The sequence below is a fragment of the Phycisphaeraceae bacterium genome, from assembly GCA_015709595.1.
GTDB lineage: Bacteria > Planctomycetota > Phycisphaerae > Phycisphaerales > SM1A02 > CAADGA01.
In genome coordinates this window covers 2,527,178-2,553,774 of the sequence record CP054178.1, presented here as the reverse complement: position 1 = coordinate 2,553,774, position 26,597 = coordinate 2,527,178, and the positions used below count along the sequence as shown (strand labels likewise).

25 protein-coding genes are annotated in these 26,597 nt (G+C 67.4%); 5 read left to right on the top strand and 20 right to left on the bottom strand.

Translation table 11 applies throughout. The annotated features are described in order from the left end of the window. Positions 1 to 304: 304 nt before the first annotated feature. The 17 genes from HRU76_10830 to HRU76_10750 form a co-directional block, all read right to left on the bottom strand. Positions 305 to 1,030, bottom strand: a complete 726-nt coding sequence (locus HRU76_10830; protein QOJ18050.1) for a hypothetical protein — start codon at positions 1,028 to 1,030, stop codon at positions 305 to 307. After that, positions 1,027 to 1,494, bottom strand: coding sequence for a flagellar export protein FliJ (fliJ, locus tag HRU76_10825; protein ID QOJ18049.1), 468 nt, complete (start codon positions 1,492 to 1,494; stop codon positions 1,027 to 1,029). The genes HRU76_10830 and fliJ overlap by 4 nt, the downstream gene beginning before the upstream one ends. Before the next feature lie 8 nt (positions 1,495 to 1,502). Further along, positions 1,503 to 2,930 carry a FliI/YscN family ATPase gene (locus HRU76_10820; protein QOJ18048.1) on the bottom strand — a complete coding sequence of 476 codons (1,428 nt, stop codon included), beginning with the start codon at positions 2,928 to 2,930 and terminating at the stop codon, positions 1,503 to 1,505. Beyond that, complete coding sequence (locus HRU76_10815; protein QOJ18047.1) at positions 2,927 to 3,670, bottom strand: hypothetical protein; 744 nt, start codon at positions 3,668 to 3,670, stop codon at positions 2,927 to 2,929. The genes HRU76_10820 and HRU76_10815 overlap by 4 nt, the downstream gene beginning before the upstream one ends. A 24-nt stretch (positions 3,671 to 3,694) precedes the next feature. Next, positions 3,695 to 4,732 carry a flagellar motor switch protein FliG gene (gene fliG / locus HRU76_10810; protein QOJ18046.1) on the bottom strand — a complete coding sequence of 346 codons (1,038 nt, stop codon included), beginning with the start codon at positions 4,730 to 4,732 and terminating at the stop codon, positions 3,695 to 3,697. Positions 4,733 to 4,756: 24 nt separating this feature from the next. Further along, the gene (locus HRU76_10805) at positions 4,757 to 6,421 is read right to left on the bottom strand and encodes a hypothetical protein (protein ID QOJ18045.1); all 1,665 of its coding nucleotides are present in this window, start codon (positions 6,419 to 6,421) and stop codon (positions 4,757 to 4,759) included. Between the two features lie 90 nt (positions 6,422 to 6,511). Next, complete coding sequence (gene fliE, locus HRU76_10800; GenBank protein QOJ18044.1) at positions 6,512 to 6,823, bottom strand: flagellar hook-basal body complex protein FliE; 312 nt, start codon at positions 6,821 to 6,823, stop codon at positions 6,512 to 6,514. A 24-nt stretch (positions 6,824 to 6,847) separates the two neighbouring features. Further along, positions 6,848 to 7,249: a flagellar basal body rod protein FlgC gene (gene flgC / locus HRU76_10795; protein QOJ18043.1), complete on the bottom strand. Its 402-nt coding sequence runs from the start codon at positions 7,247 to 7,249 to the stop codon at positions 6,848 to 6,850. Between the two features lie 29 nt (positions 7,250 to 7,278). After that, positions 7,279 to 7,710, bottom strand: coding sequence for a hypothetical protein (locus tag HRU76_10790; GenBank protein ID QOJ18042.1), 432 nt, complete (start codon positions 7,708 to 7,710; stop codon positions 7,279 to 7,281). A 117-nt stretch (positions 7,711 to 7,827) separates the two neighbouring features. Beyond that, the gene (locus tag HRU76_10785) at positions 7,828 to 9,315 is read right to left on the bottom strand and encodes a sigma-54-dependent Fis family transcriptional regulator (GenBank protein QOJ18041.1); all 1,488 of its coding nucleotides are present in this window, start codon (positions 9,313 to 9,315) and stop codon (positions 7,828 to 7,830) included. Then, entirely contained in the window at positions 9,312 to 10,322 is a 1,011-nt protein-coding gene (locus tag HRU76_10780; protein QOJ18040.1) for a hypothetical protein, read from the bottom strand. The genes HRU76_10785 and HRU76_10780 overlap by 4 nt, the downstream gene beginning before the upstream one ends. Then, on the bottom strand, positions 10,319 to 10,870 hold the full coding sequence (locus HRU76_10775; GenBank protein QOJ18039.1) for a hypothetical protein: 552 nt from the start codon (positions 10,868 to 10,870) through the stop codon (positions 10,319 to 10,321). Before HRU76_10775 ends, HRU76_10780 begins: the two co-directional genes overlap by 4 nt. After that, complete coding sequence (locus HRU76_10770) at positions 10,867 to 13,374, bottom strand: tetratricopeptide repeat protein (protein QOJ18038.1); 2,508 nt, start codon at positions 13,372 to 13,374, stop codon at positions 10,867 to 10,869. Before HRU76_10770 ends, HRU76_10775 begins: the two co-directional genes overlap by 4 nt. 113 nt (positions 13,375 to 13,487) lie before the next feature. After that, a complete protein-coding gene (locus HRU76_10765) occupies positions 13,488 to 15,230 on the bottom strand; it encodes an RDD family protein (GenBank protein ID QOJ18037.1) in 1,743 nt (580 codons plus the stop codon). A 147-nt stretch (positions 15,231 to 15,377) separates the two neighbouring features. After that, positions 15,378 to 16,211: a hypothetical protein gene (locus HRU76_10760; protein ID QOJ18036.1), complete on the bottom strand. Its 834-nt coding sequence runs from the start codon at positions 16,209 to 16,211 to the stop codon at positions 15,378 to 15,380. Positions 16,212 to 16,228: 17 nt separating this feature from the next. Continuing rightward, positions 16,229 to 16,750: a hypothetical protein gene (locus HRU76_10755; GenBank protein ID QOJ18035.1), complete on the bottom strand. Its 522-nt coding sequence runs from the start codon at positions 16,748 to 16,750 to the stop codon at positions 16,229 to 16,231. Between the two features lie 119 nt (positions 16,751 to 16,869). Then, positions 16,870 to 18,264 carry an AI-2E family transporter gene (locus HRU76_10750; GenBank protein ID QOJ18034.1) on the bottom strand — a complete coding sequence of 465 codons (1,395 nt, stop codon included), beginning with the start codon at positions 18,262 to 18,264 and terminating at the stop codon, positions 16,870 to 16,872. A gap of 337 nt (positions 18,265 to 18,601) precedes the next feature. On the opposite strand from HRU76_10750, the gene HRU76_10745 reads away from it, so the two are divergent. Beyond that, on the top strand, positions 18,602 to 19,123 hold the full coding sequence (locus HRU76_10745; GenBank protein ID QOJ18033.1) for an RNA-binding protein: 522 nt from the start codon (positions 18,602 to 18,604) through the stop codon (positions 19,121 to 19,123). A gap of 87 nt (positions 19,124 to 19,210) precedes the next feature. Here HRU76_10745 and HRU76_10740 read toward each other — a convergent pair whose 3' ends face one another. Continuing rightward, positions 19,211 to 20,428 carry a hypothetical protein gene (locus HRU76_10740; GenBank protein ID QOJ18032.1) on the bottom strand — a complete coding sequence of 406 codons (1,218 nt, stop codon included), beginning with the start codon at positions 20,426 to 20,428 and terminating at the stop codon, positions 19,211 to 19,213. A 226-nt stretch (positions 20,429 to 20,654) separates the two neighbouring features. On the opposite strand from HRU76_10740, the gene HRU76_10735 reads away from it, so the two are divergent. Beyond that, a complete protein-coding gene (locus tag HRU76_10735; GenBank protein ID QOJ18031.1) occupies positions 20,655 to 21,410 on the top strand; it encodes a DNRLRE domain-containing protein in 756 nt (251 codons plus the stop codon). A gap of 217 nt (positions 21,411 to 21,627) precedes the next feature. On the opposite strand, the gene recA is transcribed toward HRU76_10735, so the two are convergent. Then, positions 21,628 to 22,710, bottom strand: a complete 1,083-nt coding sequence (gene recA / locus HRU76_10730; GenBank protein ID QOJ19171.1) for a recombinase RecA — start codon at positions 22,708 to 22,710, stop codon at positions 21,628 to 21,630. 236 nt (positions 22,711 to 22,946) lie between these two features. On the opposite strand from recA, the gene HRU76_10725 reads away from it, so the two are divergent. Next, entirely contained in the window at positions 22,947 to 23,906 is a 960-nt protein-coding gene (locus tag HRU76_10725) for an IS1595 family transposase (protein ID QOJ18030.1), read from the top strand. Positions 23,907 to 24,291: 385 nt separating this feature from the next. On the opposite strand, the gene HRU76_10720 is transcribed toward HRU76_10725, so the two are convergent. Then, complete coding sequence (locus HRU76_10720) at positions 24,292 to 24,756, bottom strand: hypothetical protein (GenBank protein QOJ18029.1); 465 nt, start codon at positions 24,754 to 24,756, stop codon at positions 24,292 to 24,294. A gap of 250 nt (positions 24,757 to 25,006) precedes the next feature. On the opposite strand from HRU76_10720, the gene HRU76_10715 reads away from it, so the two are divergent. Next, positions 25,007 to 26,005 carry a site-specific DNA-methyltransferase gene (locus HRU76_10715; GenBank protein QOJ18028.1) on the top strand — a complete coding sequence of 333 codons (999 nt, stop codon included), beginning with the start codon at positions 25,007 to 25,009 and terminating at the stop codon, positions 26,003 to 26,005. Then, the gene (locus HRU76_10710) at positions 25,953 to 26,588 is read left to right on the top strand and encodes an HNH endonuclease (GenBank protein ID QOJ18027.1); all 636 of its coding nucleotides are present in this window, start codon (positions 25,953 to 25,955) and stop codon (positions 26,586 to 26,588) included. Before HRU76_10715 ends, HRU76_10710 begins: the two co-directional genes overlap by 53 nt. Positions 26,589 to 26,597 lie beyond the last annotated feature (9 nt).

The window sequence follows — 26,597 nt, the reverse complement described above, 5'->3', positions numbered from 1 at the left end:
CGACGCCGGCTCACGTCCGACCGTGGCCGCGACCTGATCGGCATCCGCCCCTCGATCTGCCGCGATGGTCGGGGATCCCGACGCCTCGATCTGGACGTTCAATTCAGAGGCCTGCTCAGGCGCCCGCGGCGCGGACGCGGAATCAGGAGGGCGCGACCATGCCGTCTGATCAGACGCGTCCGGCTCGCCGGCGGCGCGAAGGGCTTCGGCGAACGTTGATTCCTCGGGCGACGCTCCCGGTCGATTGTCTCGGGCGGATCGCGTCGGCTCGATGGGTGATCGGCGCGATGCTCCGAAGGAGGGGTCAACCGGAGGTGGCAGCAGCGTCAGCATCGGTCGCGCGTCCCGAGGCGTCGGCGGGAGGAGTTCCGCCGAGCGTCCGGATGCGCTGGAGCAATTCCGTTGCCAGCGGCTGCTCGTCGCCCTTGAAGGCGCGCAGGACCTTGGATGCGGCGAAGGGCTTCATGGCGTTGAGATACGCCACGGCGTCGTCGATTTGCCCGCCGCGCATCAGCTCCACCAGCGTGTCGCGCGCCTGGGTGGCGGGAATGGTCTCCAGCAGCCGCACCACGCGCTGAAACTGCTCATCCTGACCCTTCGATTGCTCAATCTTGCGCGATCGCTCCCACGCGGCGCGCTCCTGTTCGAAGGCGACCCGCTCGGAGGCAAGCGCCTGCTGGGCGTCCCGGATCTGGGCCCGAAGGTGCTCGATCTCCGCCGCCAGCCCCTGCTGACGATCGCGCTCCGCCAGAGCGGCGCGCGCCTGACGCTGCACCAGCGCGTCCGCGGGCGGATCGGGGTTCTGCTCGCGCTCGCGCCGAACCTGCTCGGCCTCCAGACGCTTCTGCTCCGCCTGCTCCGCGTCCAGACGCGCCCGCTCCTGCGCGGCGGTGGTGGACAACATGGCCCGAATCGCCAGCAGCCGCTGGGGCGTCAGGCGATCGGTCCCCAGGAGCCACCCGGCCAGCAGCAGGAGCGCCAGCATATTCACCACGCACAGAATCCCCAGCGCTCTCATCAGCGACTTCATGGTTCACGCTCCTTGCCGACCGCGGAGGACCGCTCGGGGCAGGCCGCCAGGTCATCCAGCACCACCTGCTCGCTCCACCGGTGCTCGGCCCGCCACTCGGCCAGCCGCTTTTCACGGAGGAGTTCGATGGCCCGGCGGTCGCGCCGTCGTTCCGTCAGCACGGTGCGTGCCTGCTCGAGCCGACGATGCACGCCCGCCAGTTGCAGAACGATCTGATTCGTCCTTTTCATCAGGTGCAGTGAGTGCTGCGCCTGACCTCGAACCGTCCGCAGATCCACCGGGCCGATCAGCAGGTCGCGGGCGGACTGGCGGCCTGACTCCATCCGCTGCTGATGGTCGCGCAGGGCGGACTCCAGATCCCGCCGCTGTCGCTCAAGGTCCGCCACGGCGCGCTGCGCGGTCTCCTCGTCGCGGCGCCGAAGCCGCAGCAGGGGATCGAGCGGAAACCTGAATCGCCTGACCATGATCTACCTCATCGTCCACGTCGGGCGGCTCCGTTGACCGAAGCGGGCTGGGCCGATGCGGCGACTCCGGACGCACCGGTCGCGGGCCTCGACAGCAACTGCTCGGCGGCGCCGCACAGTTCGATCATGGTTCGGCAGGTGGCGGGGTAGTCCGCCCGCTCCTCCACCCCCTGCCGCAGGAATTGCAGCAACCGGGGGCGCAGGGCGATCGCCGCGTCGCATTCAGCGTTCGATCCCCGCGCATAGGCGCCGATGGTGATGAGCTCCTCGTTCTCGGCGTAGGCCGACAGCAGGCGAAGCAGGGTGCGCCGTGATTCGACGTGATGCCGGTCGCACACGTCCGTCGCCAGACGGGAGATGGACGAGAGCAGATCGATCGGGGGAAAGTGCCCCTGCGAGGCGAGCCGCCTCGACAGCACCATGTGCCCGTCCAGCACGCCCCGCACCGTGTCCGAGACCGGTTCGTCGAGATCATCGCCTTCCACCAGGACGGCGTAGAAGCCGGTGATCGACCCGCCGCCCTCCACCGCCCCGGCCCGCTCCAGCAGAACCGGCAGCGAGGCGAAGACGGACGGAGTGAACCCGCGCGTCGCGGGCGGCTCACCCACGGTCAACCCGATCTGGCGCTGCGCCTGCGCAAAGCGCGTCACCGAGTCCATCATCAGGAGCACGTGACGCCCCTCGTCGCGGAAGTGCTCGGCGATCGTGGAGGCGGTCAAGGCGGCCCGCACGCGCATGAGAGGGGACTCGTCCCCCGTCGCCACCACCACCACCGAACGGATCAGCCCCCGCGGTCCCAGCGATTCCTCGATGAACTCGCGCACCTCGCGCCCGCGCTCGCCGATCAGGGCGATCACGTTCACGTCGGCGGTCGATCCGCGGGCGATCTGCCCCATCAGGGTTGATTTGCCCACACCCGCCGCCGAGAAGATGCCCATGCGCTGGCCGCGACCGATGGTGAGGAATCCATCCACGGCCCGAAGCCCCGTGGGCAGCGGATCGCGGATTCTTGATCGACGCATCGCCTGCGTGGCGCGCGGCTGCAGGGGACGGAGCATCAGGTCCAGCAGGGGCGGCCCGTGGTCGATGGGCCGCGCGAACCCGTCGAGAACACGCCCCAGCATGGCGTCGCCCACCCCCACCGTCTGGGCGGACTGCTCGCCGATCACGCGCATGCCCGGCGCGATGCCGGTGCTGTGTCCGAACAGCATGACGATGCATCGAGCACCGTCGAACCCCACCACCTCACCACGAAGGGCTTCGTGAGCCGCCTCGTGCATGCACCTGCCCGGCGACTCGAAACGCACCAGCGCGCCCACCGGCAGGGGAAGATCGTCCACCAGGATCGTCAACCCCCGCACCGCAGCCACCGTGCCGCACAGCTCACGCGGCTGGATGGAGTCCAGCGTGTCGATGGCCGCGGACAACAGGGTCATTCGGACGACTCCGCTTCGCCCGACGCGCCGTCCGGGTCATCCGCGCCGCGCGGCAGGAGCGCGTCGATGATCCGCTCGATCTGGCGTTCAATGGTGGCGTCCACCCGGCCCCGATCGGTGCCCAGCACGCATCCGCCTCGTTCCATGGCCTGATCCGTCTCCAGGTTCAGGTGGACCGTTTCACCGATTCGCCTCTGCAGCCCAGGCAGCGCGGCCTCGACCAGGGGTCGATCGTCGGGATGCACCGTGATCCGGACGCGCGAGGGCTGCATCAGCAGGTCAAGCGTGGTCGCCACCTGATCGACAACGATCGTCGGGTCAAGCTTCACGGTCCGATGCACCACGCGCTCGGCAAAGCGGCAGGCGAACCGCAGAACATCCTCGCGGGCCTCGAGCATCCAGCGGCCGCGCTCCGCCTCCCAGCGCTCGACGGCGGCGCCCCAGCGTTCGAGCAGGGCGGCCAGCTGCTCTCGCTGCTCCGCGTAGGCCCGCTCGCGGCCTGCTGCTTCACCCGTGGCGTGTCCCTCGTGCAACCCGCGGGCCAGCCCCTCGGCGTGTCCCTTGCCGGCGGCCTCGCGTTTGATCCGATCCGCCTCGGCCCGGGCCATGGCCAGGATCTGATCCGCCTCGCTTCGCGCCTGCGCCAGGATGCGCTCCCCCTGTCGGCGCAGATCGCCCAGATCGAGCACCACCGCGCTGCGCAGCAGGTCATCCGTCTGTATGCTCTTGACGACAGTCATGGGTTCGGCGCTCACCGCATCGGGTTACACGATCAGATCCTTCTCGCCGCCGCGCCCGGCGATGATGATGTCGCCGGAATCCTCGAGCCGGCGCACGATGTCCACGATGCGCTGCTGCGCCGCCTCCACGTCGCTCACGCGGACGGGGCCCATGTACTCCATTTCCTCGCGGATCAGGTCCGCCGCGCGGGATGACATGTTGGCGAACACCTTCTGCCTGAGCTCCTCGCTCGCCGTCTTGAGGGCCAGGGCCAGTTCGTCGTTGTCCACCTCCTTGAGGACGGTCTGGATGCCCTTGTCGTTGACCATCAGGATGTCCTCGAAGACGAACATCAGGCGGCGGATCTCCTCCACCAGTTCCGGATCCTCCGTTTCGATGCCCTCCATGATGGACTTCTCGGTGGCGCGGTCGCAGAGGTTGAGCACCTCGGCCACGGTGGGGATGCCCCCCACCTTGTCCGAGGCCTGGCCCAGCATGCTGGCGAGCCGCGACTCCAGCCCGCCTTCCACCTCGCGGATGATCTCGGGGTTGGCCCGCTCCATGTTGGCGATGCGGCGCACCACCTCGATCTGCTTCTGCGACGGAAGCCCGCCGAGGATCTCCGCCGCCCGGTGATGCGGCAGGTAGCTCACGATGAGCGCGATGGTCTGAGGGTGTTCGTCCTGGATGAACGTGAGCAGGTTCTCGCTTTCCGCCTTCTGGAGAAACGAGAAGGGCGTCTTCTGCACCTGGCGCTGAATCTGCGAGATGACCTTTTCGGCGGTCTTGGGGTCGAGCGACTTCTGCAGCAGCGACTTGGCGTATTCCAACCCGCCCATCTGCGCGTGCTGCTGTGCCAGCCGGATCGAATAGAACTCCTCCACGACCTCGGAGCAGACCTGGGCGGGAACCTCGCCCAGCGAGGCCAGGGCGCGCGTGACGTCCTCGACGAACGGCGTGGGCAGGTTGCGCAGCATCGAACTGGCCACGTCCGGGTCGAGGTTGACGAGCAGGATCGCCGCCTTGACGATGCCGTCGAGATCCTTGGCGCTCTTGATGGATGCTGATGCCGATGCCGACATGTCCTGGGCGTCCTCTTCCTTCGCTCAGCCCACTTCCGACGTGGCCCACCGCTGGAACATGGCGGCGGCCTCCTCGGGCCTCGCCTTCACCGCCTCGTTGATCTGCTTGAGCAGTTCCTGCATGCGAAGGGTGGCCTCGTCGAGTTCAAGCCCTTCGAGCACCGCCTCGCCCTCCTCCGCCTCGCCGACCACGTCCACGCCTTCGCCGCCCAGCGACGGCAGGATGCCCGCCGTCTCCGCCGGACTGGGCAGCGGCTCGCGCACGTTGGCGCGACGGACCATCAGGAACATCATGATGACGCTGAGCACCGCCAGGGCGCCGAGCACGAGGTTCTTGACCATGCCTCCGCCGCCCTCGAGCAGGTTGGACACCGTGGCCACCCCCAGCGGCGTGGGGACGCCGCCGGTCAGCGTGATGTCGAAGTCGTGAATCATGCTCACGCGCACCGTGCCGGCGATGGCTCCCGTCAGCCCGTCCGTACGAATGAGGAGCGACAGATCTTCCTCCCAGCGCTTCGTCTGATCATCGACTACCTGGGCCAGAGCCGCCGCGTCGGGCGCGGCGTCTGGGGTCGCCTGGCCATCCTGCCAGATCTTCACGAAGTACGACTTGGGGATGCCCACCAGGGCATTGACGAGCAGCGGGTAGCCAGTGGCGTCCTGGATGATCTCGTGCGCGCCGCCGAACTGCGGGTCGGTCCGTTCCTTGGACACCGACTCGGTGGTCTGCGAGCCGCGCGACATGCCCCGGATGCTCGCGCCCGTGTTGGGCGCCATGCCGGCCTCACCGGACGGCGAAGCGCCAATCGAGGTGAAGTCGCGCGTTTCGGATGACACCACGCCGACGCGGGGCTCATCCACGGTGCGCACGTTGCGCGTCTCGCGCGTGTTCTTGACCACCGCGTTGACCGTCACCACCGAGCCGGGCACGCGGCTCAGCGCCGACTCGATGGTGCGCTGGAAGTGCTGCTCAATGCGGTTCTTCTGCTCGAGGTACTGCCCGCCGGCGGCCACGTCATCGGGCCGCGGCTTGAAGGCCCGCGCCGCTCCCGTATCCACCACCGTCACGCTCTCGGGCTTGAGCCCGGCGTGCGACGCCGCCACCATGCGTCCGATGGCGTCGGCCTGCTCCTGCGTCAGGGCGCCGCTCTTCATGCGCACACTGACCGACGCGGTGGGCTGGATGCTGGCCCGCCCGATGCCGGGGGCTCCCGCCGGTTCGCCGATGACCACCGTGGCCCCCGCCACGTCCTGCCTGGCGCTGATCATCGCCGCCAATACGTTCTGCTTGGCGGTCAGCCACATCTGGCGCGCCTGGTCGCGGCTGAGGAAGGGGTTGGACTGCTTGTCGATGAGTGCGTTGAAGTCGATCTCGCCCGCCCCCACGATGCCGCGCTCATTGAGCCGCCCCACCACCTCGTACTGCTTTCCTGCCGGCACGTAGATGTCGTTGCCGCGATCCTCGTGAGGAATCGCCGATGACTCGAGATACCGGATGGCCGCCGCCCGCACGTCGGCCGTGCTGGGCAGCCCCAGCGGCATCATGTCGCTGCGACCGGCGTACTGCGACACCAGCAGCAGGGCCATCACGAGAATGACCATCATCGAACCGATGAGCAGCCGCGCATTGACGGAGAGACGCCCCAGGTGCTGCCGAATCTGCGTGATCGCCCGCTCAATCGCCTGCATCGGCCGGCCTCCATGCCCTGCCTGTTGGTCCTGATTCGCTCACCCCCGGCCCGGGTCCTCCTGACCGCAAGACCGTGGAGTGCTTTGACATCACACCCGGATCTGCTTCACTTCCTCGTAGGCGTCCATCACCTTGTTGCGCACCTGCAGCAGCATGCGGAAGGCCACATCGGCCTTCTGGGTGGCGATGAGCACGCTTTCAAGATCGTCGCGCCGCCCCGTCACGAGGTCATCGATGGCCTGATCCGCCGTCTTCTGCATCTCATCCACCCGGCGGAGTTCGTCCAGCAGGGCGTCCTTGAAGTTCGGCCCCTGCTCCGCGGCGCTGCGCCCCGGCGCCCCCAGGCCGCGCGGCAGCCCGGTATGCCCAGCATGACTGATGATTCCCAGCGGATCGGTCACGATGAATCTCCACGATCATCGCGCTTACGCGATGACCTCCAGCGCTGCGTTGATCATCGACTTGGTGGCCTCGATCGCCGCAATGTTCGCCTCGTAGGATCGCGAGGCCTCCATGGCGTTCACCATCTCCTTGACGGGATCGACGTTCGGATACCCCACGTAGCCGTCGGCATTGGCGAACCGCGAGTCCGGCTCGTAGCGGAAGAGCAGCGTGTCATCCGTGACGATGTCGGCCACGTGGACGCCCTCCGCCCGGCCCGACGCCGGGTCGCCTGACGCGAGCAGCGCGATGCGCCGCTGATACGGCGCGTACTGGCCCTGGGCGTTGACCAGCACCTCGCGGTTGGCGATGTTGGCGGAGATGACGTTCAACCGCGTCCGCTGCGCCACCAGCGCGGAAGTGGAGATGTCAAGCGAGCCGTACATGCCTCATGCTCCTGTCAGCCCACCGTTTCTCACAGCCGCTCGCGGATGGCCGCGTTCAGGACACCCACCCGGCTGCGCAGAAGTTGCGCCGCCTGCCGGAAGACCATGAAGTTCTCAACCATGTCCTGCATCATCCGCTCCACATCGCGATCATTGCCGTCGTGAAAGAGCACGCCTTCTCCGCTGGGCGTGGGGCTCAACTCGATGCGGTCGCGCAGAAACTGCACCTGATCGGTGTCGGCGGGAGACAGATCGCCGCAACCGCCTCGAGCCGCCCGGCGCTCATCCGCCGCCTGTCGCAGCGACGCCTGAAAATCGGCCACCGACACATCCGCGGGGCGGAACCCCGGCGTGGAGAGATTGGCGATGTTGTTGGCGATCACCCGGTGCCGCGCCCCGGCGAACTGCATCAGACGCTCCAGCGTCGGCAGCGACCCGGCATTGGTGACTCCATTGATCATCGGATAACCTCCAGCAAACGGCGGGCCAGCGTGGTCGGCGGACACCGGAGTCGGACGGCAGGCCCCTGGAAATCGAATCTCGTCTGCTCTGCGTCCTCGTCTCGCGCAATGTCCGCGCTACAGCGCTTCCGAAACCAGGTTCAGCTCCTTCCACCGCTTCAGTTTCAGCCCCAGGGTACGGACGCCGATGCCCAGCGCCTTGGCGCTGCGCTGACGATGGCCTTCGTTCTGCTCCAGCGTGGCCACGATCACCTCGCGCTCGATGCGCTCCAGCGTCAGCTCGCCGTCGCACACGAGCTGATGCGCCAGCGACTCGATGCGGCTGGTTCCGCCGCCGTCGCCGGGCAGCGGCTTGGCCTCGATGGCGCTCCGTGACAGCGGCGCCGCCATCGGGGTCACGCCCGTGCCGGCACCATCGCGTCTCGGACCCGCCAGCCAGGGCATGACGAGTTCGGGCGCAATCGTGTCGCCCGATGTCAGCACGGCGGCCCGCTCACAGATGTTCTGAAGCTCGCGCACGTTGCCGGGCCAGTCGTACTGCTGGAACAGGTGAATCACCGAGTCGGGCACGCGCTTGGGGCGCCTTCCCTCGCGCGTCGCCACCAGGCCCAGGAAGTGCGCCGCCAGCTCGGGCACGTCCTCCAGCCGGTCGCGCAGCGCCGGCATCTCCACGGGCAGCACGTTGAGCCGGAAGAACAGGTCGTCACGGAAGCCGCCTCGGCGGACCTCCTCAGGCAGACACCGGTTGGAGGTGGCGATCAGCCGCACGTCCACGCTCTTGCTCGTGCTGGAGCCGACGCGCTCGAAGGACCGTTCCTGCAGCACGCGCAGCAGCTTGGCCTGGATTGATGGCGAGATTTCGCTGATTTCATCGAGCAGCAGGGTGCCGCCGTCCGCCAGCTCGAAGCGGCCTTTGCGCAGCTTGTCCGCGCCCGTGAAGGCCCCCTTCTCATGGCCGAACAGTTCGGATTCCAGCAGCGAAGTCGAGAGCGCGGCGCAGTTGATCGCCAGGAACGGCTGATCCGCACGCGGGCTGTGCTGGTGAATCCAGTTGGCCGCCACTTCCTTGCCGGTGCCCGACTCGCCCGTGATCAGCACCGTGCCGTGGCTGTCGGCGATCATCGCCAGCCGCTCGCGCAGGGCGGCCATGCGGGCGCCGCTGCCGATCATCACCGCCGACGACGGTTCATCGCGCCCCGATCCCCTGGCGGCGACGCGCAGGATCTGGTTTTCACGGACCAGACGGCCGTGCTCCACGGCCCGGTCCACCGCCACCACCAGTTCATCCCCGCTGAAGGGCTTGGTGAGGTAGTCGAACGCCCCGCGCTTCATGGCCTGCACCGCCGTCTCCACCGTGCCGTAGGCGGTCATGAACACCACCGGCAGATGCTCGTCCTGGGCGCGGATCTGCTCCAGCAGATCGAGCCCGTTCATCTCCGGCATCTGCAGATCGGTCACGACCACGTCGGGCGACTTCTCGGCGATCTTCGCCAGGGCGGCCCTGGCGCCCGGCGCCACGACCACGGAGTGGCCCTTGCGCGCCAGGATCGACGCCACGCTGTCGCGCATCAGTTCCTTGTCGTCCACGATGAGAATGCGACTCATGAGATCCGCTCCGTGTTGATTCGACGCCGAATGACCGCGTCGAGCGATTGCTGATCAACTTCGATGCCCGGCGTGCCCTCGCGCACCGCGCCGCGACGCTCGCCCGCCCCCCCGACGGGCGGTCGAGGCGGAAGCCGCAGTTCGACGCGCGCTCCGCCCTCGCGCCGGTTTGAAACCGCCACCTCTCCGCCGTGCGCATCCACGATGCGATGCACGATCGCCAAGCCCAGTCCCGTGCCCGCGGCGCGCGTGGTGAAGAACGGGTTGAACATGCGCCGCATCACGTCGGGGGTCACGCCCGGCCCGTTGTCATCCACCGCCAGCACGATGCGCTCCGCCCGTCGCCCATCCGGCGTGCGGGGTCGCTCGCGGCGGGCTTCCAGCCGCAGGCGCCGACGCTCCACGGGCGTCTCCGCCATGGCTTCCACGCCGTTGCGGATCAGGTTGCCCAGCGCCTGCTCCAGCAGTCCGGCGTCGGCCACCAGCGAGAGCCCGCCGCACGGCGCGACGTCCAACCGCGCCCCATGGGCCGCCAGCAGTCCGCGACAGCATTCGCCGGCGCGGGCGAGCAGTTCATCCGCGTCCAGCGGCCGCGGCCTCACCCGCGTGTCGCGCGAGAACGAAAGAACGTCGCGCACGATGCCATCCAGACGATCCACCGCGCGGTCGATGCGCCGGCAGCACGACGCCTGCTCGGGTCGATCGCGCAGCTCGTCGCTCAAGACCTGAGCGTCCAGCCGGATCGACGCCAGCGGATTGCGGATCTCGTGCGCGATGCCCGCCGCCATCTCTCCCAGGGCGGCCAGCGCGCGCGATCGACGCAGCTGTTCGTTGGCCTCGGCCAGCTCGCGCTGCAGATCGGCCACCTGACGGCGCAGCTGCTCGTGCGTCTGCTGCAGCCGCTGCGTCACGGCGTTGACGTGCGACAGCAGCTCGCCGATATCGCTGACGTCAAGCGACGTGCCGCGATCCGGAATGTTCAGCGTCCGCGTCACAGCGTGCGTCATCCCTTTCGATCCGTGAATCTCGGCGTCTCGATGGAGGTCGGGCCCGTCGTGACTCGTCCCGCATAGGCCGTCACCGCCGCCTGCGCCGTACGATTCGTGGCCAGCTCCCCCTCGATCTCGCGCAGTCGCCGCTCAAGCCGGCGCTGATCGGCCTGATCCGACTCGATGACGCGGGCGAGCAGCGATTCAATCTCGTCGATCAGTCCAACCACCTGCTCCGTCGGCGGTGCGCCGGCTCCACCGAGCTGCCCGGCGCCGGGGCGACGGCGGACCGCTCCAAACGCATGGACGACCGAACCAAGCCCACGCACGGGATCGGCCAGCCGGTCCACCGCGTCCTGCCGCTCCGACAGCAGATCAAGGAGCGGCTGGGACTCATCGCCCTCCACCAGGTCGCGCTGACGGGATGCCAGTTCCGCCAGATGTCGGAGCGTGGCGGCGACTTCCTCCAGCCGCACGGACAGCAAGTCGTCATCCGACGGCGCTCCGGCCGACGCCGCCTCGCGATCCGGCCGCTTGGGCTCAATGAATGAAGCGCCGTCGTTCATGGCTCGTTGACTCCTGCGCGTCGCGCCCCGCCGGGCGGGACCAGTTCCAGCCACGACCGCCACGCCGCTTCATCCAGCACGGCCTCGTCGCCAGCCAGGACGCTCTCAGGCATCTGCTCCAGTTTGTGCAGCACGCGGTTGTGAGCGGCGAGCGCCCTCACCCGGTCGCCCAGCCGCATGTACGCATTGACGATCTGAATCAGCGCGGTCACCGATGACGGGTGATCCGCGTAGCGCTGCGCCGCCCGGTCGTACAACTCGATGGCCCGCTGGTAGTCGTCCAGTTCGTAGGCGCAGTCGGCCACGTAGAGATGCGCCAGTCGCAGCTGGACGCGCCCGGTCTCACCCAGGCGGGGCGCGCCGACCGCCTCGGATGACTCGATCACCTGCTCAAACAACTGAGCGGCCCGGGCGAGATGTTCGCGCCGCATCACGGTGCGCGAGGCAAGCGCCCCCGCGGCGACGGCATCCGCACTCCGCTCACCGCCCGCCTGACCCGTTGATGCGGTTTCCGCCAGGCGCCGCGCCCCAAGCCGGTAGCTGTCGGCCAGCCGGAATCGAACCTCCGCCAGCCGGGCGCCTTCACCGGCGTATCCCACGGCCTTTTCCAGCATTTCAATGGCCCGCGCGTACTCGCCGGTCTCGTGATACAGCGCACCCAAAGCCGCCAGTGCGTCCTGATAGTCCGACGCCGCCGGTCGAAGCGGTTCACCTCCGGAGATCACGCGCAGCAACTGCTGCTCCGCCAGCGACGGCGTGCCCAGTCCCACGTAGCACGCCGCCAGAGGCACATGGCTGCGCGCCGCCACCAGCGACGTCGGGTTGGACCGGATGATTTCCTCGTACAGCGCCGCCGCGCCGCGAAGATCACCCACGGCCTGGCGGCATCGCGCCAGACGCCAGGTTGCGTCCAGCCAGCGAGGATCCTCCTCCGACCGCGAACGGACAAACGTTTCGAACTGGCGGATCGCCTCCTCATGGTGCCCCGCCAGATCAAAGCAGTCCGCCGCCTGCCAGATGGATTCCGCCCAGGCGGCCTCCTGAGTCGGCGAGGCGTGCAGATGCTTGGCCCGCGCCAGAAAAGCCTGGGCCGCCCGGCGGTACGTCTTGCCCGCTTCGATCCGCGCCGACTGGTCGATCACTTCTCCGGCTTCGTCCATCGACCTCGCCATCCAGCCATCCGCCAGCACGCGGTTGGTGGAGGCGAGGCGGCGAAGCACCGGCTCGGGCACACGATCCGCCGCGAAGAACGCCGAAGCAATCTCAATGTACGCCAGCGCCACGTCAAACTGCCGAGTCGCCAGCGCCGCATCATGACGATCGTTGAGACGCTCAGCCGCAACGTCGACCGTGATGCCCCATCCGAACGATCGCTTCGACATGCCCTCGGCCAGCCGCCGGTAGGCCTGCTGGGCTTCTTCGTGCCGGCCCAGCACGCCGAGCATGTCGGCGCGGCCGAGCATCGCCGCCGCCCAGGCGTCTCCCGCGGGATCGATCTCAGCCGCCTCGGTGAACGACTCCAGGGCTTCCTCGTGCGCTCCGCGCGCGACACGGATGCGGCCCAAGGTCACCAGGGCGCCCATCCGCGCGGGATCGCTCGCATTCAGCACCGCCAGCGACTGCGCCACCTGGGATTCCGCGAAGTCCGTGTCGCCCAGTTCAAGATAACCGCGGGCGAGGGTGGCGAACACCTCCCCCAACGGAACGGCTTCCGCCTCAATCTGCGATTCGGCCCGGCGAAGGTCCACCTGCAGGCGATCCATGGCCTGGCGGGCAAGCCCATGCTCCAGCCGCAGCTCCGCCTGGCGAACGATCGCCCACACGATATCCGCGGCGCCGGTCGCCCCGGCCCGATACGTATGCAGCGCCTGAATCTGCTCCTCAAGGCCCAGCCCGGGTCGATCCAGCGCGGCTTTGGCCAACAGGCGCAGCACGCGGACTCGCACGCCATCACGTTCGGCCTCGTGGTCCGAGGAGGAGATCCCCTCACCAAGCAAGGACAGTCTCCGCCGCGCCCCGGCGAGGTCGCCCAAAGTCACGAGGGCGACGCTCCATCGTTCCACCTGCACCGGAGTGAACGACCACTTCAGGGCTTCGGCCTCTTCGTACCGTTCGTGAAGCAGCTGGCAATCATCGCGTGACACCACGCCCCGCTGCTGCGCCGCCAGCCAGATGAGATCGCCCGCCAAGGCCTTCGCCCATGCCTGCTGCGGCCCGGTCGCCTCGTGAAGATGGGGCAGCACCATGTCGCGCAGCTGCTGAGCCGCCATGTCGAGCCGGCCTTCCGCCGCGAGCGAGGAAACCTGACCCAGCGCGCCGTCGAAGTCGTGTCCCGGCGCCCGGCTCCTGGCGTGGAGCACCGCGCCCACGATCACCGCCACGCTCGCCAGCGCCACCGGCACCTGCCACAACATCGACCAAGGCGGAACGGATGATGGCCGCGCCGTCGATTCCGTGGAAGGCGCGTCCGTCGCGGCGACAACCTGGTGCTGACCGATCGTCAACGAGATCCTCTCTTCCGACCGAACCATGCCAGCGGTCCGGGCGTGCGATCAGCGCAGGCGACTCCTTCGCCTGGCCTACGGCTATCGGCAGCCGTGGTCTGTCATCTGCAGATTCAGCCGGTCTCGCGCAATTCCGGCGCGTCCTCCACCACCACGGTGCCCGCCACGATGTCGCCTAACTGCTGGCGGTAGGCGTTGAGCAGCACCAGGATCATCAGAGGGGGCAGCAGCAGCACCACGGCCTTGACCAGGTTGCGAACGAAGAGGCGCCCCGCACCCGCCCGCTCCCCCGTCACCCGCGTCACCCGCAGGCCGAGCAGCGCCTTGCCGATGGTTCGCCCCCAGAGCGCCTCGGACACAACCGAGTGCGTCGTGAGCATCGCCGCAGTCAGGATCAGCGGCCACGCCTCGGCGGCGGTCGGCGCCCACAGTGGAAAGTTGCCCAGCGTCGTCACGCCCGACCCGGTCAGCAGCATCGCCAGCGCCAGACAGGGCGCCGTATCCAACGCCAAGGCCGCCGCGCGGCGGGTCAGGTCCGCGGGGCGCGACCCCTCCGGCAGTCGGCACTCGCCCGGTGCAGCGGGACGAACCAGAATCACCACCAGCATGGTCGCCGTCAGCGCCGTCAGCAGGATCGGCAGATACACGCGCCCGGCGGCGGAGAGCGGCTGCACCGCCATCGGACGCGGCTCGCCGACCGTCCCCAGCAGCGAGTCAATCACGCGCAGGACGATCTGGTCGCCCGTTCGCCGCTCGATGGCCAGCAACCCCTGGCGCGTGCCGACCACAAGTCGCTTGGAATGAGGCGGCGGAAGAGTGACAAGCGGAAGCCACTCGCAGAACAGACCCGCAGCCGCGGGTTGGTCGCCGATGATCGAACGCCGTTCGCCGGAGCCGCCCGCCGACTCCTGTCCCCCCGTCCCGGACGACAGTTGGCCGCTGGATGCCGGTTCCTGCCGGAGCGTGCGGATCAGTCCCAGGCGGACCTCATCCCGCGTGGGCGACCCCTCGCCCGTCAGCAGGCCAAGAACGGCGCGCCCGCGCGATGTCGCCAGCACCGCGGGAACCCCCATGCCTCCGACTCCCGCCCCGCGGAGCAACTCGGCGTCGGTCGCGTCGCCATCCGTCAGACGCCCCACCCTCCAGCGACCTTCGCCTTCATGGATCATCAGCACCATCGGCAGGCCCCTCTCGCCGGGGTTGCCTCCGACGGACTCACCCGCGACGCTGAGAACGGCGACGATGGCCGGCGAGCGGTCATGCGTCCCGGTGGCGACCGAGGTCAGCAGCGCGAGGCGGGCCTGGCGCATGATGTCGGGAAGCGGCTCGGAAACCCACGCGGTTCCCCTCAGGATGAGCAGCCGCGGCTCACCGATGTCCTCGCTCGCGCCCCCGACGTGGTCTCCAGGGCCGCGGCGGCGGGGCATGAGCAGAACGGCCAAGCCCTCGTCCGTGGACGCCGCCCCGGCCAGCATGCCGGATGGCGGCAGTTGCGGCAGCGGAGCCAGCGCGCCTTCCGGTTCGTAGAAGTACCACCCGGTGGCGGGATTGCGCCGGGCGTGAATGGTGTAGACCTCGCGCCGGGGCGTGGCGTCCCGGGGATTGGGATCGAAGATGATCCACGCCTGATCCCCCGCGGCGGCCATGGCCGAGGGCGACTCCACCAGCGTCATCGGCGAGCGGTAGTACGCCCCGCCCATGTCAACCGCGTGGTGATACAGCCGCACGCGTCCCGTAGCGCCCGGTTCGACGGTGGCGAACCAGACGTGATCCTCCGAGGCCGCGCCGACGATATCCCCCGCGCTGGCCTGGAACGCAAGCATCAGCATCAGGATGGCGGGAAGGAAGCGTGTCATCGGGAAAGGCGGTTGGTTGCTGATGGCCGGTGAGCGACTGTCGGACCTGACCGCTGACCTGTGCATGATGATTTCTGAACCCGGCATTGTCCCCCACCAAAGACCGGCCGCCACCGCCCCTGCGGCACGTGAGCGTCCCGACGCGGCTCACTCGACCCGTCGGTGCGGCGCGAGCATGCGGACCAATTGCTCGACGTCGAAGGCGTTGTGGAAGGCCCGCTCGTTGATGCGCGTGGTCGGCTCGCCCAGCGCCACGGTGGCCTCGCCATCGTGCCGCACGTCAGTCAGCCGGATGCGCATGGGGATGCGCGGGAAAAGCCCCGGCGGCAGACCATCCACCGCCAACGACTCGTAATCGCGCAGCTCGCCGGCGCAGATGACCCGGGAACCGTCCAAACCCTCGACCCGCTTCGGAAGCAGCGTGGCGCGGTCGAAGTAGAGCCGGACCGCACCTCCCTGACCGACCGTCTCGACCAGCCAGGCATCATGCCCCTCGTGATAACCGACCGCGGCCTCGTCCGGCAGCGCCGTCATGCCAAGCAGGTCGATCAGCCGCAGCGGGTGGATCGCGCCGGGCACGTCCGCCGGCGCTGCGCCGGCATCCCGACCGAGGTAAAGCACGCGATCATCCTTGTTGAGCAGATCGAAGAGCCAGTACCCCCCTTGATCCGCGCCGAACCAGAGGAAGGTCTCGCCCAGCTTGTGGACCTGGAGTGAAAGCCGGTCAGGCAGCCGGAGAAACAACCGGATGTCCCCCTGCTCGAAGTGGGAACCCCCCCGCTCGTCGCGCCAGCGCAGTTCGATGACTCCGGAGGTCCGCACCGTGGGAATACGCGCGATGCGCTGGTTGTGCTGCTCGCGCAGCACGGCGTAGTCGATGGGCGGCGGGGGCGGCGGAGCGCTCCCGTTCGGCCCCGGGGCGTGCTGGCAGCCGGTCGCCAGCGCCAGGACCGCCAACGCCGTGCCTGCCCGCCGGAACATGGCGCGTCCTGATCGTCTCATTCAAGGTCGCCGCTGAGAATCTCGCTGAGCTGATCGGAGACGGCGCGAACGTCCTCGTCGGAGAGCCGCGGATCGACCAGCGTGACCACGTCGCCCTCCGCGGCGCCTTTCCACTGCAGCGTCCAGGTCTCCACCCCGCGGCTCTCGTCGCGTCCGATGAACCTGAGCAACCGCTTGCGCATCAGGACCAGTCCGAGCACGAAGCGGAAGGCCTGACGCTGGGGACGATCGTCGTCCGCCAGCCGCTCGAACAGGTTGCGCAGCATCTCATCGTCCACGAAGACGCGCTTCTTCTCGTTGGGGTGCGGGGCCGTGGTCTTCCAGAAGCTGAACAAGCGCTCGGGGCGTGAGCCGGCGGACCACGCCTCCACGGAAAAATCCAGCCGCTCGAACCCGTCATCCGCGGCGCGTTCGCACAGCGCGGCGATGCACGGCTCGCCCGGCGACAGATCGCGCCCCGTGGCGGCGCACTTGCCGGAGGACCGCGCGATCTCAAAGGAGGTCGAGGAATGCAGCATGGTTCATCGTAGCCCCGACGGAAGACAGCATGAGCAATCGATCCGGCATCGAGGGGGCGCGACGTTCCGCTTCGCGAGTTCGGCGGCACGGACGAGGCACGCGGCTCACCTCGGATGCTCTACGACGTCCCCCCTCCGGGATCGATGGGCAGCGGGTCGGGTCGCTCGCCCTTGAGCCAGGCGTTGACGGCGGGCATCACCACGTCGGTCAGCATGATCTTGCCGCACGCCGCCAGAGGAATCGCCAGCAGCATGCCGTACACCCCCAGCAGTGAGCCGCCGGCCAGCACGGCCACGATCACGGTGACGGGATCGAGATTCGTCGCCTTTCCGGCGATCTTGGGCGTGAGGATGTAGGTTTCGACAAGTTGCACGAAGCCATAGACCGCGCTGGGCCAGAGAATCACCCACACCCACCACGCGCCGGCGCGGTCGGCGTCGCCGAGCCGCTCGAAGAAGAGAAGCAGGATCGCCAGCGGCAGACCGATGCCGCTGAGGTAGGGAACGAGGAACATGACGCCCACCGCCAGCCCCAGCACGAAGCCGTAGGGCACGCCCGCCGCCCACCAGCCGATCGCCAGCAGCACGCCGCAGATGGCGCAGATGGTGATGCGCCCGCGCACGAATCCCGCCACCACGCGGTCCATCTTGCCCACCAGGGTGACCACGCGGTGGCGATGCCTCACGGGAATCAGCGTGTGGCCGAAGCGCATGATCGACGGGTAGCCGACGCTGAAGAAGAAGAAGTAGAACGGAATGAGAAAGAGGAGCAGGAGCACCTGGGCGGCCCGACCGAACAGGGTGGTGATGGCGCTCCAGCCGGTGCCCATCATGCCGCCCGCGGCGGATGACTCGCGCCTGGCTCGATCGGCCAGGGCGCGGTGGGCCTCCTCGGCGGCGATTCGACGCGCTTCCTCGCGCGTCAGCGGCGGCTCGTCGGAGATGGGTGCGTCGGCGTCAGCCGCGCCTTCTTCTCCCGGCTCGGCCGCGCCGGCCCTTGATTCATCGCTTGCCTCATCACGCGGGACCGCCGCGGCGGGGCGCTCCGGGAGCATGTTGAGAATGCTCTCGAACTCGACGCGAATCCCCTCAGGGATGTACGGCGCGACGCGGGCCAGCCGGGCATGAGCGGTGCCGTCGCGCACCTCGTTCACGAAGCGGATCGACTGGCCCACCACGATCGGCAGCACCAGCGAAGCGATGAGCATGACCACCGCTCCCGCCGTCAGCATGAGCGTGATGACGGCGTGAAGTCGCGAGTGGGCCAGCCGGGGGCGCCGGCACATCCAGCCGATGAGCGGCTCGAACAGGTACGCCAGCAGCAGCGCCACCAGCAGGGGCACGGTGACAGCGCTGAGGACGTAGCCAAGCCAGAAGACGCCCACCACCGCCGCCACGAAGAGCACGTCGCGGCAGGCCTGAATCTGCCAGATGTGCAGACGGTGAAAGGGCGTTCCCTCCGGCGTGACCGGCTTGTCGGAGGCGGTGGATGGCTTCTCGCCGCGCTTGCTCACGGAGTGAGCGTATCGGGTGGAATGGGGGATGCAAGAGGGATGCACTCCGGATCGTCAGCCGCATGCAGACGAACCGAGGCGATCGGCATGGAGCGGAAACAATGGGCCGCGGGGCGCCGGAGAGCAGTCGGGGCCCGGAGTTGAGCACCGACAACCCTCATTCGCCCTTGACAACCCGGTTTGTGCTATCATGCGCGCGTTCGCCCAGTGCCGGATTGCGTCGTGCCTCTGTCCGTGACACATCTGCATGTTGGCGTCCGCGCCCTCACGGTGACTGCTCCCGGCCGGCTGTCGTTTCCTGTTCTCGTTGTCGAGGCGCCCCAGGAGGCGTCTCGTGATGTCATCCGGTCGAGCGTTTCGACCGGGGTTCTGTTTTGCCTGGGCCTGCCACGTCGTGTCTGACCGCCGCCGGCTCCCGGCAGGGAGTGCATCGCACATGGTTCGCATCTACGTCGGAAACCTGAGCTACAACACCACCGAGCAAGCGCTGCAGGAGGCGTTCGCCGCCTACGGCGAGGTGTCGGAGGTCACCATCCCCACGGATCGCATGACCGGCAGGTCGCGCGGCTTCGGCTTCGTGCAGATGGCCAACGACGAGCAGGGACGCGCCGCCATCGAGGCCCTCAACGGCAAGGAACTCGATGGCCGCACGCTGACCGTCAACGAAGCGCGCGAACGCGTCGAAAAGCCGCGCTACGGAGGCGGTGGAGGAGGCGGGGGTCGTGGCGGCTATGGCGGGGGTGGAGGCGGGGGCTACGGCGGCGGGGGCGGCTACGGAGACCGTGGCGATCGAGGCGGACGCGGGGGCGGACGAGGAGACCGCGGCGATCGTGGAGACCGCGGCGGTCGATCCTGGTAGGACGCCCCGTCGTGAATCGCGATGGCTTCCCTTCACAACACCCCCGCCGCACGGGGGTGTTTTGCCGCGCCGCCGGTGACGGTCGCATCACGGGGCGGGGAAACTGGCGTCACGCAAGCAGAGTCCGAACAGCGGACATGCGATGGCGTCGAGTTGCTCGATCGGACCCGTGAGATGGATCGTGCGATGCGTGTGCGTCAGCGACTCGCCTGGGTCCAGCTCGGCGCCGGGAGAGGAGGTCTCCAGTTCGTGAAACGGGCCGAGCGGCTCGCCGCCGGGCGTCACCGGACCGTCGTTGTAGGCGTTGATTGCATCGCCGATGAAGGGGTCTACGTCGTCCGCCCACATCGAGTTGACGTAGGGACGCGACGGGTCAGGCGGCGGGCACGAGACGATCGTGAGCATGGAGCGATCCGGGTCGTACGAACCGGCAATGCCAGTGGCACGTCTCGGGCTGAGCCCGAGCTTGCCGCGCGAACGCCCATCGGCGCGAAACAGCATACTCGACCCGCGCACGGCCATCCGATCCGCCGCGGGCGGGCCGAAGTAGGCATCGTTGACCAGCGGCCCGAGCCGCGTCGCATTGCCCGCGCGAAACGGCAGCATGATGACCGAGCGCTCGCCCGGCGGGTACATGCCGAGAATCCAGATGGAGAGCAGGCCGGTCTCGCGCCGCCACGGACGAGCCCCGATGTTGGTGATGGTGTTGATCGACTCGTAGGCGACCAGCGGCGCCTTCGACGCCGCGGCGTGGTTGAGCGATCGCGTCTGACGGGGTTCGCCACTGGTGGGAACCGGGGCGGAACCGAGGTCGGCCAGCGCCTGCGAGGCGCTCAGCGCGCGCACCGCGCGGTCGATGCGGAGATCGAACAGCGCCCCCGCGCGGTTGATGAGCGACGTATCACGGCGCATGACGACCTCGCTCGGCGAAGGGCGGCCGACGACGAGCCACGGCTCGGTGTCAAGACACGGGGGCGTGCGCCAGTGCGCGATGTCGAACGGCGAGCCGCCGTCGAAGAAGATGGAGTACCGGCTTCCCTCCGGCCCGAGCCAGAAGCGATCCGACCCGCCCAGCGCGTTGAACCGCGGCGCGAAGCCCTGCGTGGAAACCCGCTTGATGTGACCGCGGTTGACCCAGCCGAACGACGGCGCCGCGGCGTCAGGGCCGCACGTGGCGGTCATCACCCGACCCTGCCACGCGGGCGAAACGAGCACGCGCGCGGCGGACTGATCGGGCGCGTGCAGTTCCACGATGTCAACATGGTCGAGCAGGAAGCGGCGGTCATCATGGTAGGGAATGGCCATGAATGCCTTCGTCCTTCAGTGAGAACAACGGGCTGAACCGGGAGGATCGCGGGACGGTTTCTGATCGCGTCGCATCTTACCGAAAGCGCCCAGCCGCGCCAGTTCCCATGCTCGCACCCAAGTGTGAACAGTCGCAGACGACTTGCACGACCCGGTATGCTGAGGCACATTGAACTTTGGACCGAACGGGTCGCAAGGAGCGACTCGGAGACTCAAGGAGAGATTCGTGCAGAACCAGGGCTTCATGACGTCAGCCATCGCAGCCGCACTGCTCGCGGGACAGGCGCCGGCTGACACGGTCCACATCGGCGCCATGCGCGACAACACGCTGTTCTTCCACGCGGAAGGCGCCATCAGCAACGGAGCCGGGCAGCACTTCTTCGCGGGCGTCAACTCGCAGAACAACCTCCGGCGCGGGTTGCTCGCGTTCGACATCGTCGGGGCCGTGCCCGCTGGAGCGACGATCACAGGCGTCTCGCTCACCCTGCATCTCTCCAGCGCCAACCCGGCTCCACGGATGATGACGCTGCATCGCATACTGACCGCGTGGGGCGAGGGCGCCAGCGACGCCCCGGGCGAGGAGGGCAACGGCGCCCCGGCCCAGCCGGGCGACGCCACGTGGCGACATACCTTTCACGACACGCAGTTCTGGACCACGCCTGGTGGTGACTTCGACGCGGCCGCCAGTGGTGGATTGCTGGTTGGCGACGTGGGGTTCTACACGTGGTCATCCGTCCTCGGCAATCCGGGCATGGTGGTCGATGTGCAGCAATGGCTCGACAACCCCGCGCTCAATCACGGCTGGCTGCTGCGAGGTGACGAATCCACCACATCCACCGCGAAGCGATTCGACACGCGCGAGCATCCGACCACCGAGTTCCGCCCCGTGCTGACCGTGGAGTACACGATTCCCGCGCCCGCCACAGGCGTGCTGCTGCTGGCGGGACTCGTTGCACCGCGACGCAGGCGCAGCGTGGCCTGAGGGGTACAAGACGCACGGGACAGTGTGCGTCGCCGCCTTCCACCTTCTCTCCCATCCATCGCTGCCGCGCCGGAACGGGCCCCGTGTTCCGGCGCGGATTACCGCAGAAAGGCCGCGCCAAGCCGTCGCTTGCCGACGACGACCCGGCGCACCGCTCCCGGCTCTTTTCCCACGCACCGCGAGCAACCAACCCCGACCGCTCCCTCACGGTCGCGGCTCACTCTTCCTCCGTCTCGTCGTCCAAGTCGCCCACTTCGTCCGTCTCGGCCACGCCGGCCACCACCGCCTTGCCCACGCCCCGGCGCTCCAGCACCTTGGCCTTGATCTCGTTGAAGAGCTCCTCGTTCTCACGCAGCAGTTTGCGGGCGCTTTCCCGGCCCTGGCCCAGCCGCACGTCGCCGTAGCTGAACCACGAGCCGGACTTCTGGCACACGCCCTCGTTCACCGCCAGATCCAGCAGGTCGCCCGCGGCGGAGATGCCCTCATCGAACATGATGTCGAACTCGGCATCCCGGAAGGGCGGCGCGATCTTGTTCTTCACGATGCGGGCGCGCACCCGGTTGCCCACCGCGATCTCGCCTTCCTTGATCGAAGCCGTGCGGCGGATGTCGATGCGCACCGACGAGTAGAACTTCAGCGCCCGCCCGCCCGGCGTGGTCTCCGGTGAGCCGAACATCACGCCGATCTTCTCGCGGATCTGGTTGATGAAGATGACCACCGTGTTGCTCTTGCTGATCGCGCCCGTCAGTTTGCGCAGCGCCTGGCTCATCAGCCGCGCCTGCAGGCCCACGTGCGAGTCGCCCATTTCGCCCTCGATCTCCGCCCGCGGGATCAGGGCGGCGACCGAGTCCACCACGATCACCTCCACCGCGTTGGAGCGCACCAGCAGTTCGCAGATTTCCAGCGCCTGCTCGCCCGTATCCGGCTGGGAGACGAGCATTTCCTCCAGGTTGATGCCCAGCCGCTTGGCCCAGGTGGGGTCGAGCGCGTGCTCGGCGTCGATGAACGCCGCCACCCCGCCCGCCTTCTGGGCCTGGGCGGCGACGGTCAGGGCCAGCGTGGTCTTGCCCGACGATTCCGGCCCGAAGATTTCCACCACGCGCCCGCGGGGAATGCCCCGGCCGCCCAGGGCCAGGTCCAGCGAGATCGAGCCGGTGGAGATGCCGGGGACGACCTTGGAAGGGTCATCATCCAGCCGCATGATCGAGCCCTTGCCGAACGTCTTCTCGATCTGCCCGAGAGCCCGATCGAGGGCCTGACGCCTGCCCTTGTCTTCCATGATGACGTTTCCCTTGGCCATGATGTGCCTTTCCTGTCGCGTGTTCTCGTCACCCGCGCTGCCGTTGCGTGAAGCCCGCTCGCCCGCCCGTGCCTTGGTGGCCACCATAGCCGATCTCCTTGTGGGGTGCAATGCTGTTCGGTATCCGATAGGATGCCGGGGATGATCGGCGGTGTCAAGGGATGTTCGGGATATTTTTGGAAGATTTTTGGTGATTATATACTTGACTCATCACATCTACGGGGTACAATGGATGCATGAAGAACGAGAATCACACCCACAAGTCGGAACCCCGGACGCTGCTAGAGGCGGTCCGCCACTTCTCCGACCCCGATACCTGCCATGCCTACATGGTCGGGATCAAGTGGCCGGACGGCAAGGTGACTTGCCCGGACTGCGGGGGCGATCATGTCGGCGAGATCAAGTCCCGCCGGATGTTCCAGTGCAAGGCCAAGGGATGCCGCAAGCAGTTCTCCGTCAAGGTCGGGACGATCTTCGAGGATTCACCGCTCGGACCGGACAAGTGGCTGGTGGCCGTGTGGTGCATCGTGTGCGCGAAGAACGGGATAAGCAGTTGCGAACTGGCCCGGACGATCGGCGTCACCCAGAAGTCCGCCTGGCACATGCTCCATCGGATTCGGCTGGCCATGCAGACCCCGACCTACCGCCGGATCAGCGGCAAGGTCGAGACTGACGAAACCCACGTCGGCGGGCTGGTGAAGTTCAAGCACAAGGCCGACCGGGACCGGATCAAGGCCAAGTTCGGGCCGGAAGGGAAGAACAAGACCATCGTTCAAGGCGTGCTAGAGCGCGGCGGCGAAGTCCGTGCGCAGGTGGTCAAGAACAACCAGTCCCGCCACATTCAGCCGGGCATCCGGGCCAACGTGGAACCGGGTTCAATCCTCTACTCCGACATAGGGTCGTGGTACCGGGGACTGGAGGCCGAGTACGTCCTGCAACAGGTCAACCACGCGATCGAGTACGTGAACGGGGAGATCCACACGAACTCCCTTGAGAACTTCTGGAGTCTGCTCAAGCGGTCCCTGCGCGGCACCTACGTGGCGGTCGCCCCGTGGCAGTTGAACCGCTATCTGGATGAGTTCTGCCGCCGGTTCAACCTTCGGAAGTTGACCGATGCCCAGCGGTTTCACGCGGTCATGCGTTACGTGGTCGGGCGGCGGCTGACTTACGCGACCTTGACCGGAAAGACGTGCTAAACTCTGGACATGGCGGACAGGCAGAAACCAGAACCGGCGCCTCCGGGCGAGTCCGACTTCGACAGGGCCATGCGGGGTTTGATCCGCGTCCCCAAGTACGAACTCGCCAAGGCCGCCAAGCGGGAACGGGCGGCCAAAAGGCGGGCCGCCGCCAAGTCCAAGTAGCCCTTGAACGGCGGACGACCGATGAATAGGATGGCTGGATTCCTGAGCGGCCCCTTTCAGGGACGCCCAGGTTCGGGTAGAAGTCACCTGAGCCCCGGCTAACGCTGGGGCTTATGGTTTTTTCGGGGTCGCCGATTCAGTCGGTGACGGGCTCTGTCGGGGACCGAGAACCCTCCTTATCCAGTGCATTGAGCATCCTTTCTCCATGATGGAATGGGGATCAGTGGCGTTTCGCGCCGGGAGGCGAAGCGTTCCCCGGCGCACGCTTGAACTTGCCGGGTTGCCGGTTGTTGCCGATCGTCACCCTGATGATCTGACCGGAAGCCACCATCCGCTTCATCGCCGAGATCACCGCGGTACGATTGACCGCGATGCCTTGGGCCTCCATAGCCCGGCAGACATCATTCACGTCAAACGGCTCGTCCATCGTCTGGACGATCGCGGCGGCCGTCGCCGACAGGTTGACCGACGATGAACCGTGGCGATGCGGACTGGCTGGCACGATCGGCACGGACTTGGTGGTTGGGGCATCAGGATGGCCATTGGAGCGGGCCCAGCGAAGAGTCTCAAGCCGAAGGTCGAGGCGCAATTTCGCGTCAGAAACAGCCGCCTCATACTCGGCGCGGGCCTGTTTCTCGGCGAGTTCGATCGAATCGGTTTCGTGTGGGCGGGTCATGGCGTCCATCCGTGAACGTAGTTCGGATCGGCGTACGCGCGATGATAACCCATTCGACCGAGATAGGCAAGCGGCGGTCTGGACCACGACCAGAACGACCCGGCCAGTTGACCGGATCGAACGGACGACTATTCGACCCCATCAAATCCAGAAATGATGAGTCAAGTATATAATCACCAGATTTTTGGTGGATGTTTGGGTCATCCCGCGTATCATCTTCTCAAGTGACCTTCGGCCACGGCAACGGCTGTCAGCGATCATGGCGCTTCCAGAAGTACCTTGTGGACAACCCCACCGGATTGACACACCACTACATCTTGGGTCAAATGCGAATCAACGCCCTAGGGCTGGAGGAAACCGCGTGCATCCTGGTGCGAATGGTACGACCAAGAATCGCAGGGCTCAGCAGGTTGAAGTCCTGACCGGCGACTGTCGAACTGTGCTTCGCGGCCTCGATTCGGGTCGTGTGCAATGCTGCGTGACATCGCCACCCTATTGGGGACTGCGCGATTACGCACATCCCGATCAGATCGGAGCCGAGCCGTCGCCTACGAAGTACGTTTCGAACCTCGTGGAGGTATTCCGCGAGGTGAGGCGGGTGCTCAGGTCCGATGGCGTGCTCTGGCTCAACGTCGGCGACGGCTACGCGCGCAACGGCGGCACTGGAAACTGCGGGCCCAACGCGATTGTGGGCAACACGAGAAAACTCATTCAGAAGCGCAACTGCAAGGTGCCCGACTGCTGGGGGTTGAAGGACAAGGATCTCATGGGCCTGCCATGGCGCGTCGCCTTCGCACTTCAGGAGGATGGCTGGTACCTCCGATCGCGAGTGACGTGGGTGAAGAAAACGGCGATGCCGGAAAGCGTCCGGGATCGGCCCACCAACGCCACCGAGGACATCTTTCTGTTCACGAAGTCCCCTCGGTATTACTACGACCACATGGCCGTCCGCGCTGAGAGCGGGGCGAATCTCCGAAACGCCTGGGTTCTCGGCCCGGACCCGGCCAACAACGGGCATCCCGCGGCATTCCCCAGGGAACTGGCGCGACGCTGCATCCTCCTCGGCAGCCGCGAGAGCGATCTCGTGCTTGATCCATTCGGCGGTTCAGGCACGACCGGGGTGGCCGCCTGTGAAACCGGGCGACGGGCAATTCTCATCGAGATCAATCCCGACTACTCGGCCATCAGTCAGGAGCGAGTTCGACATGGATCGAAAGCCCGGGTCCAAGCAACGAATCCTCAATTTCTTCCTCAGTAACCTGGGGAAAGTCGCCGAATCGCGCGACATTCAAGCGGCCTCGGGCGGTGCCGTGGAATGGGCTCGCCGCGTCCGTGAACTGCGAAACGAGGACGGATACCTGATCCTCTCCCACAAGGACCGCGCCGACCTCAAGCCCAATCAGTATCTCATGGAGACCGCGAAGCGCGTCCCGGCCTTCAAGCGCGGTATCTCGAAGCAGAATCGAGCGTTCGTTCTCGAGCGGAATGGATACACCTGCCAGATGTGCGGCGCCGCGGCGGGCGACCCCGATCCACTGAATCCGACCAGAACGATCCGGCTGACGATGGGACACATCAAGGATAAGTCCAAGGGCGGCGACGACTCACCAGGCAATCTCCGCGCCGTCTGCAGCAACTGCAACGAGGGGCTGCAGAACACGGCGCTTCCCAAACCCGATCGAGTGCATCTGCTCAGCCAGATCAGGCGCGCCGCCATCGACGATCAACGGGTCGTCCTGAAGTGGCTCCAGGAGAAGCTCGGCGGCAAGGACGGCTGTTCACGCGGGCGATCGAGAACATCCCCAACCCGCAGGACCACATCCGCCAGACCAACGGCCTGATCCGCATCC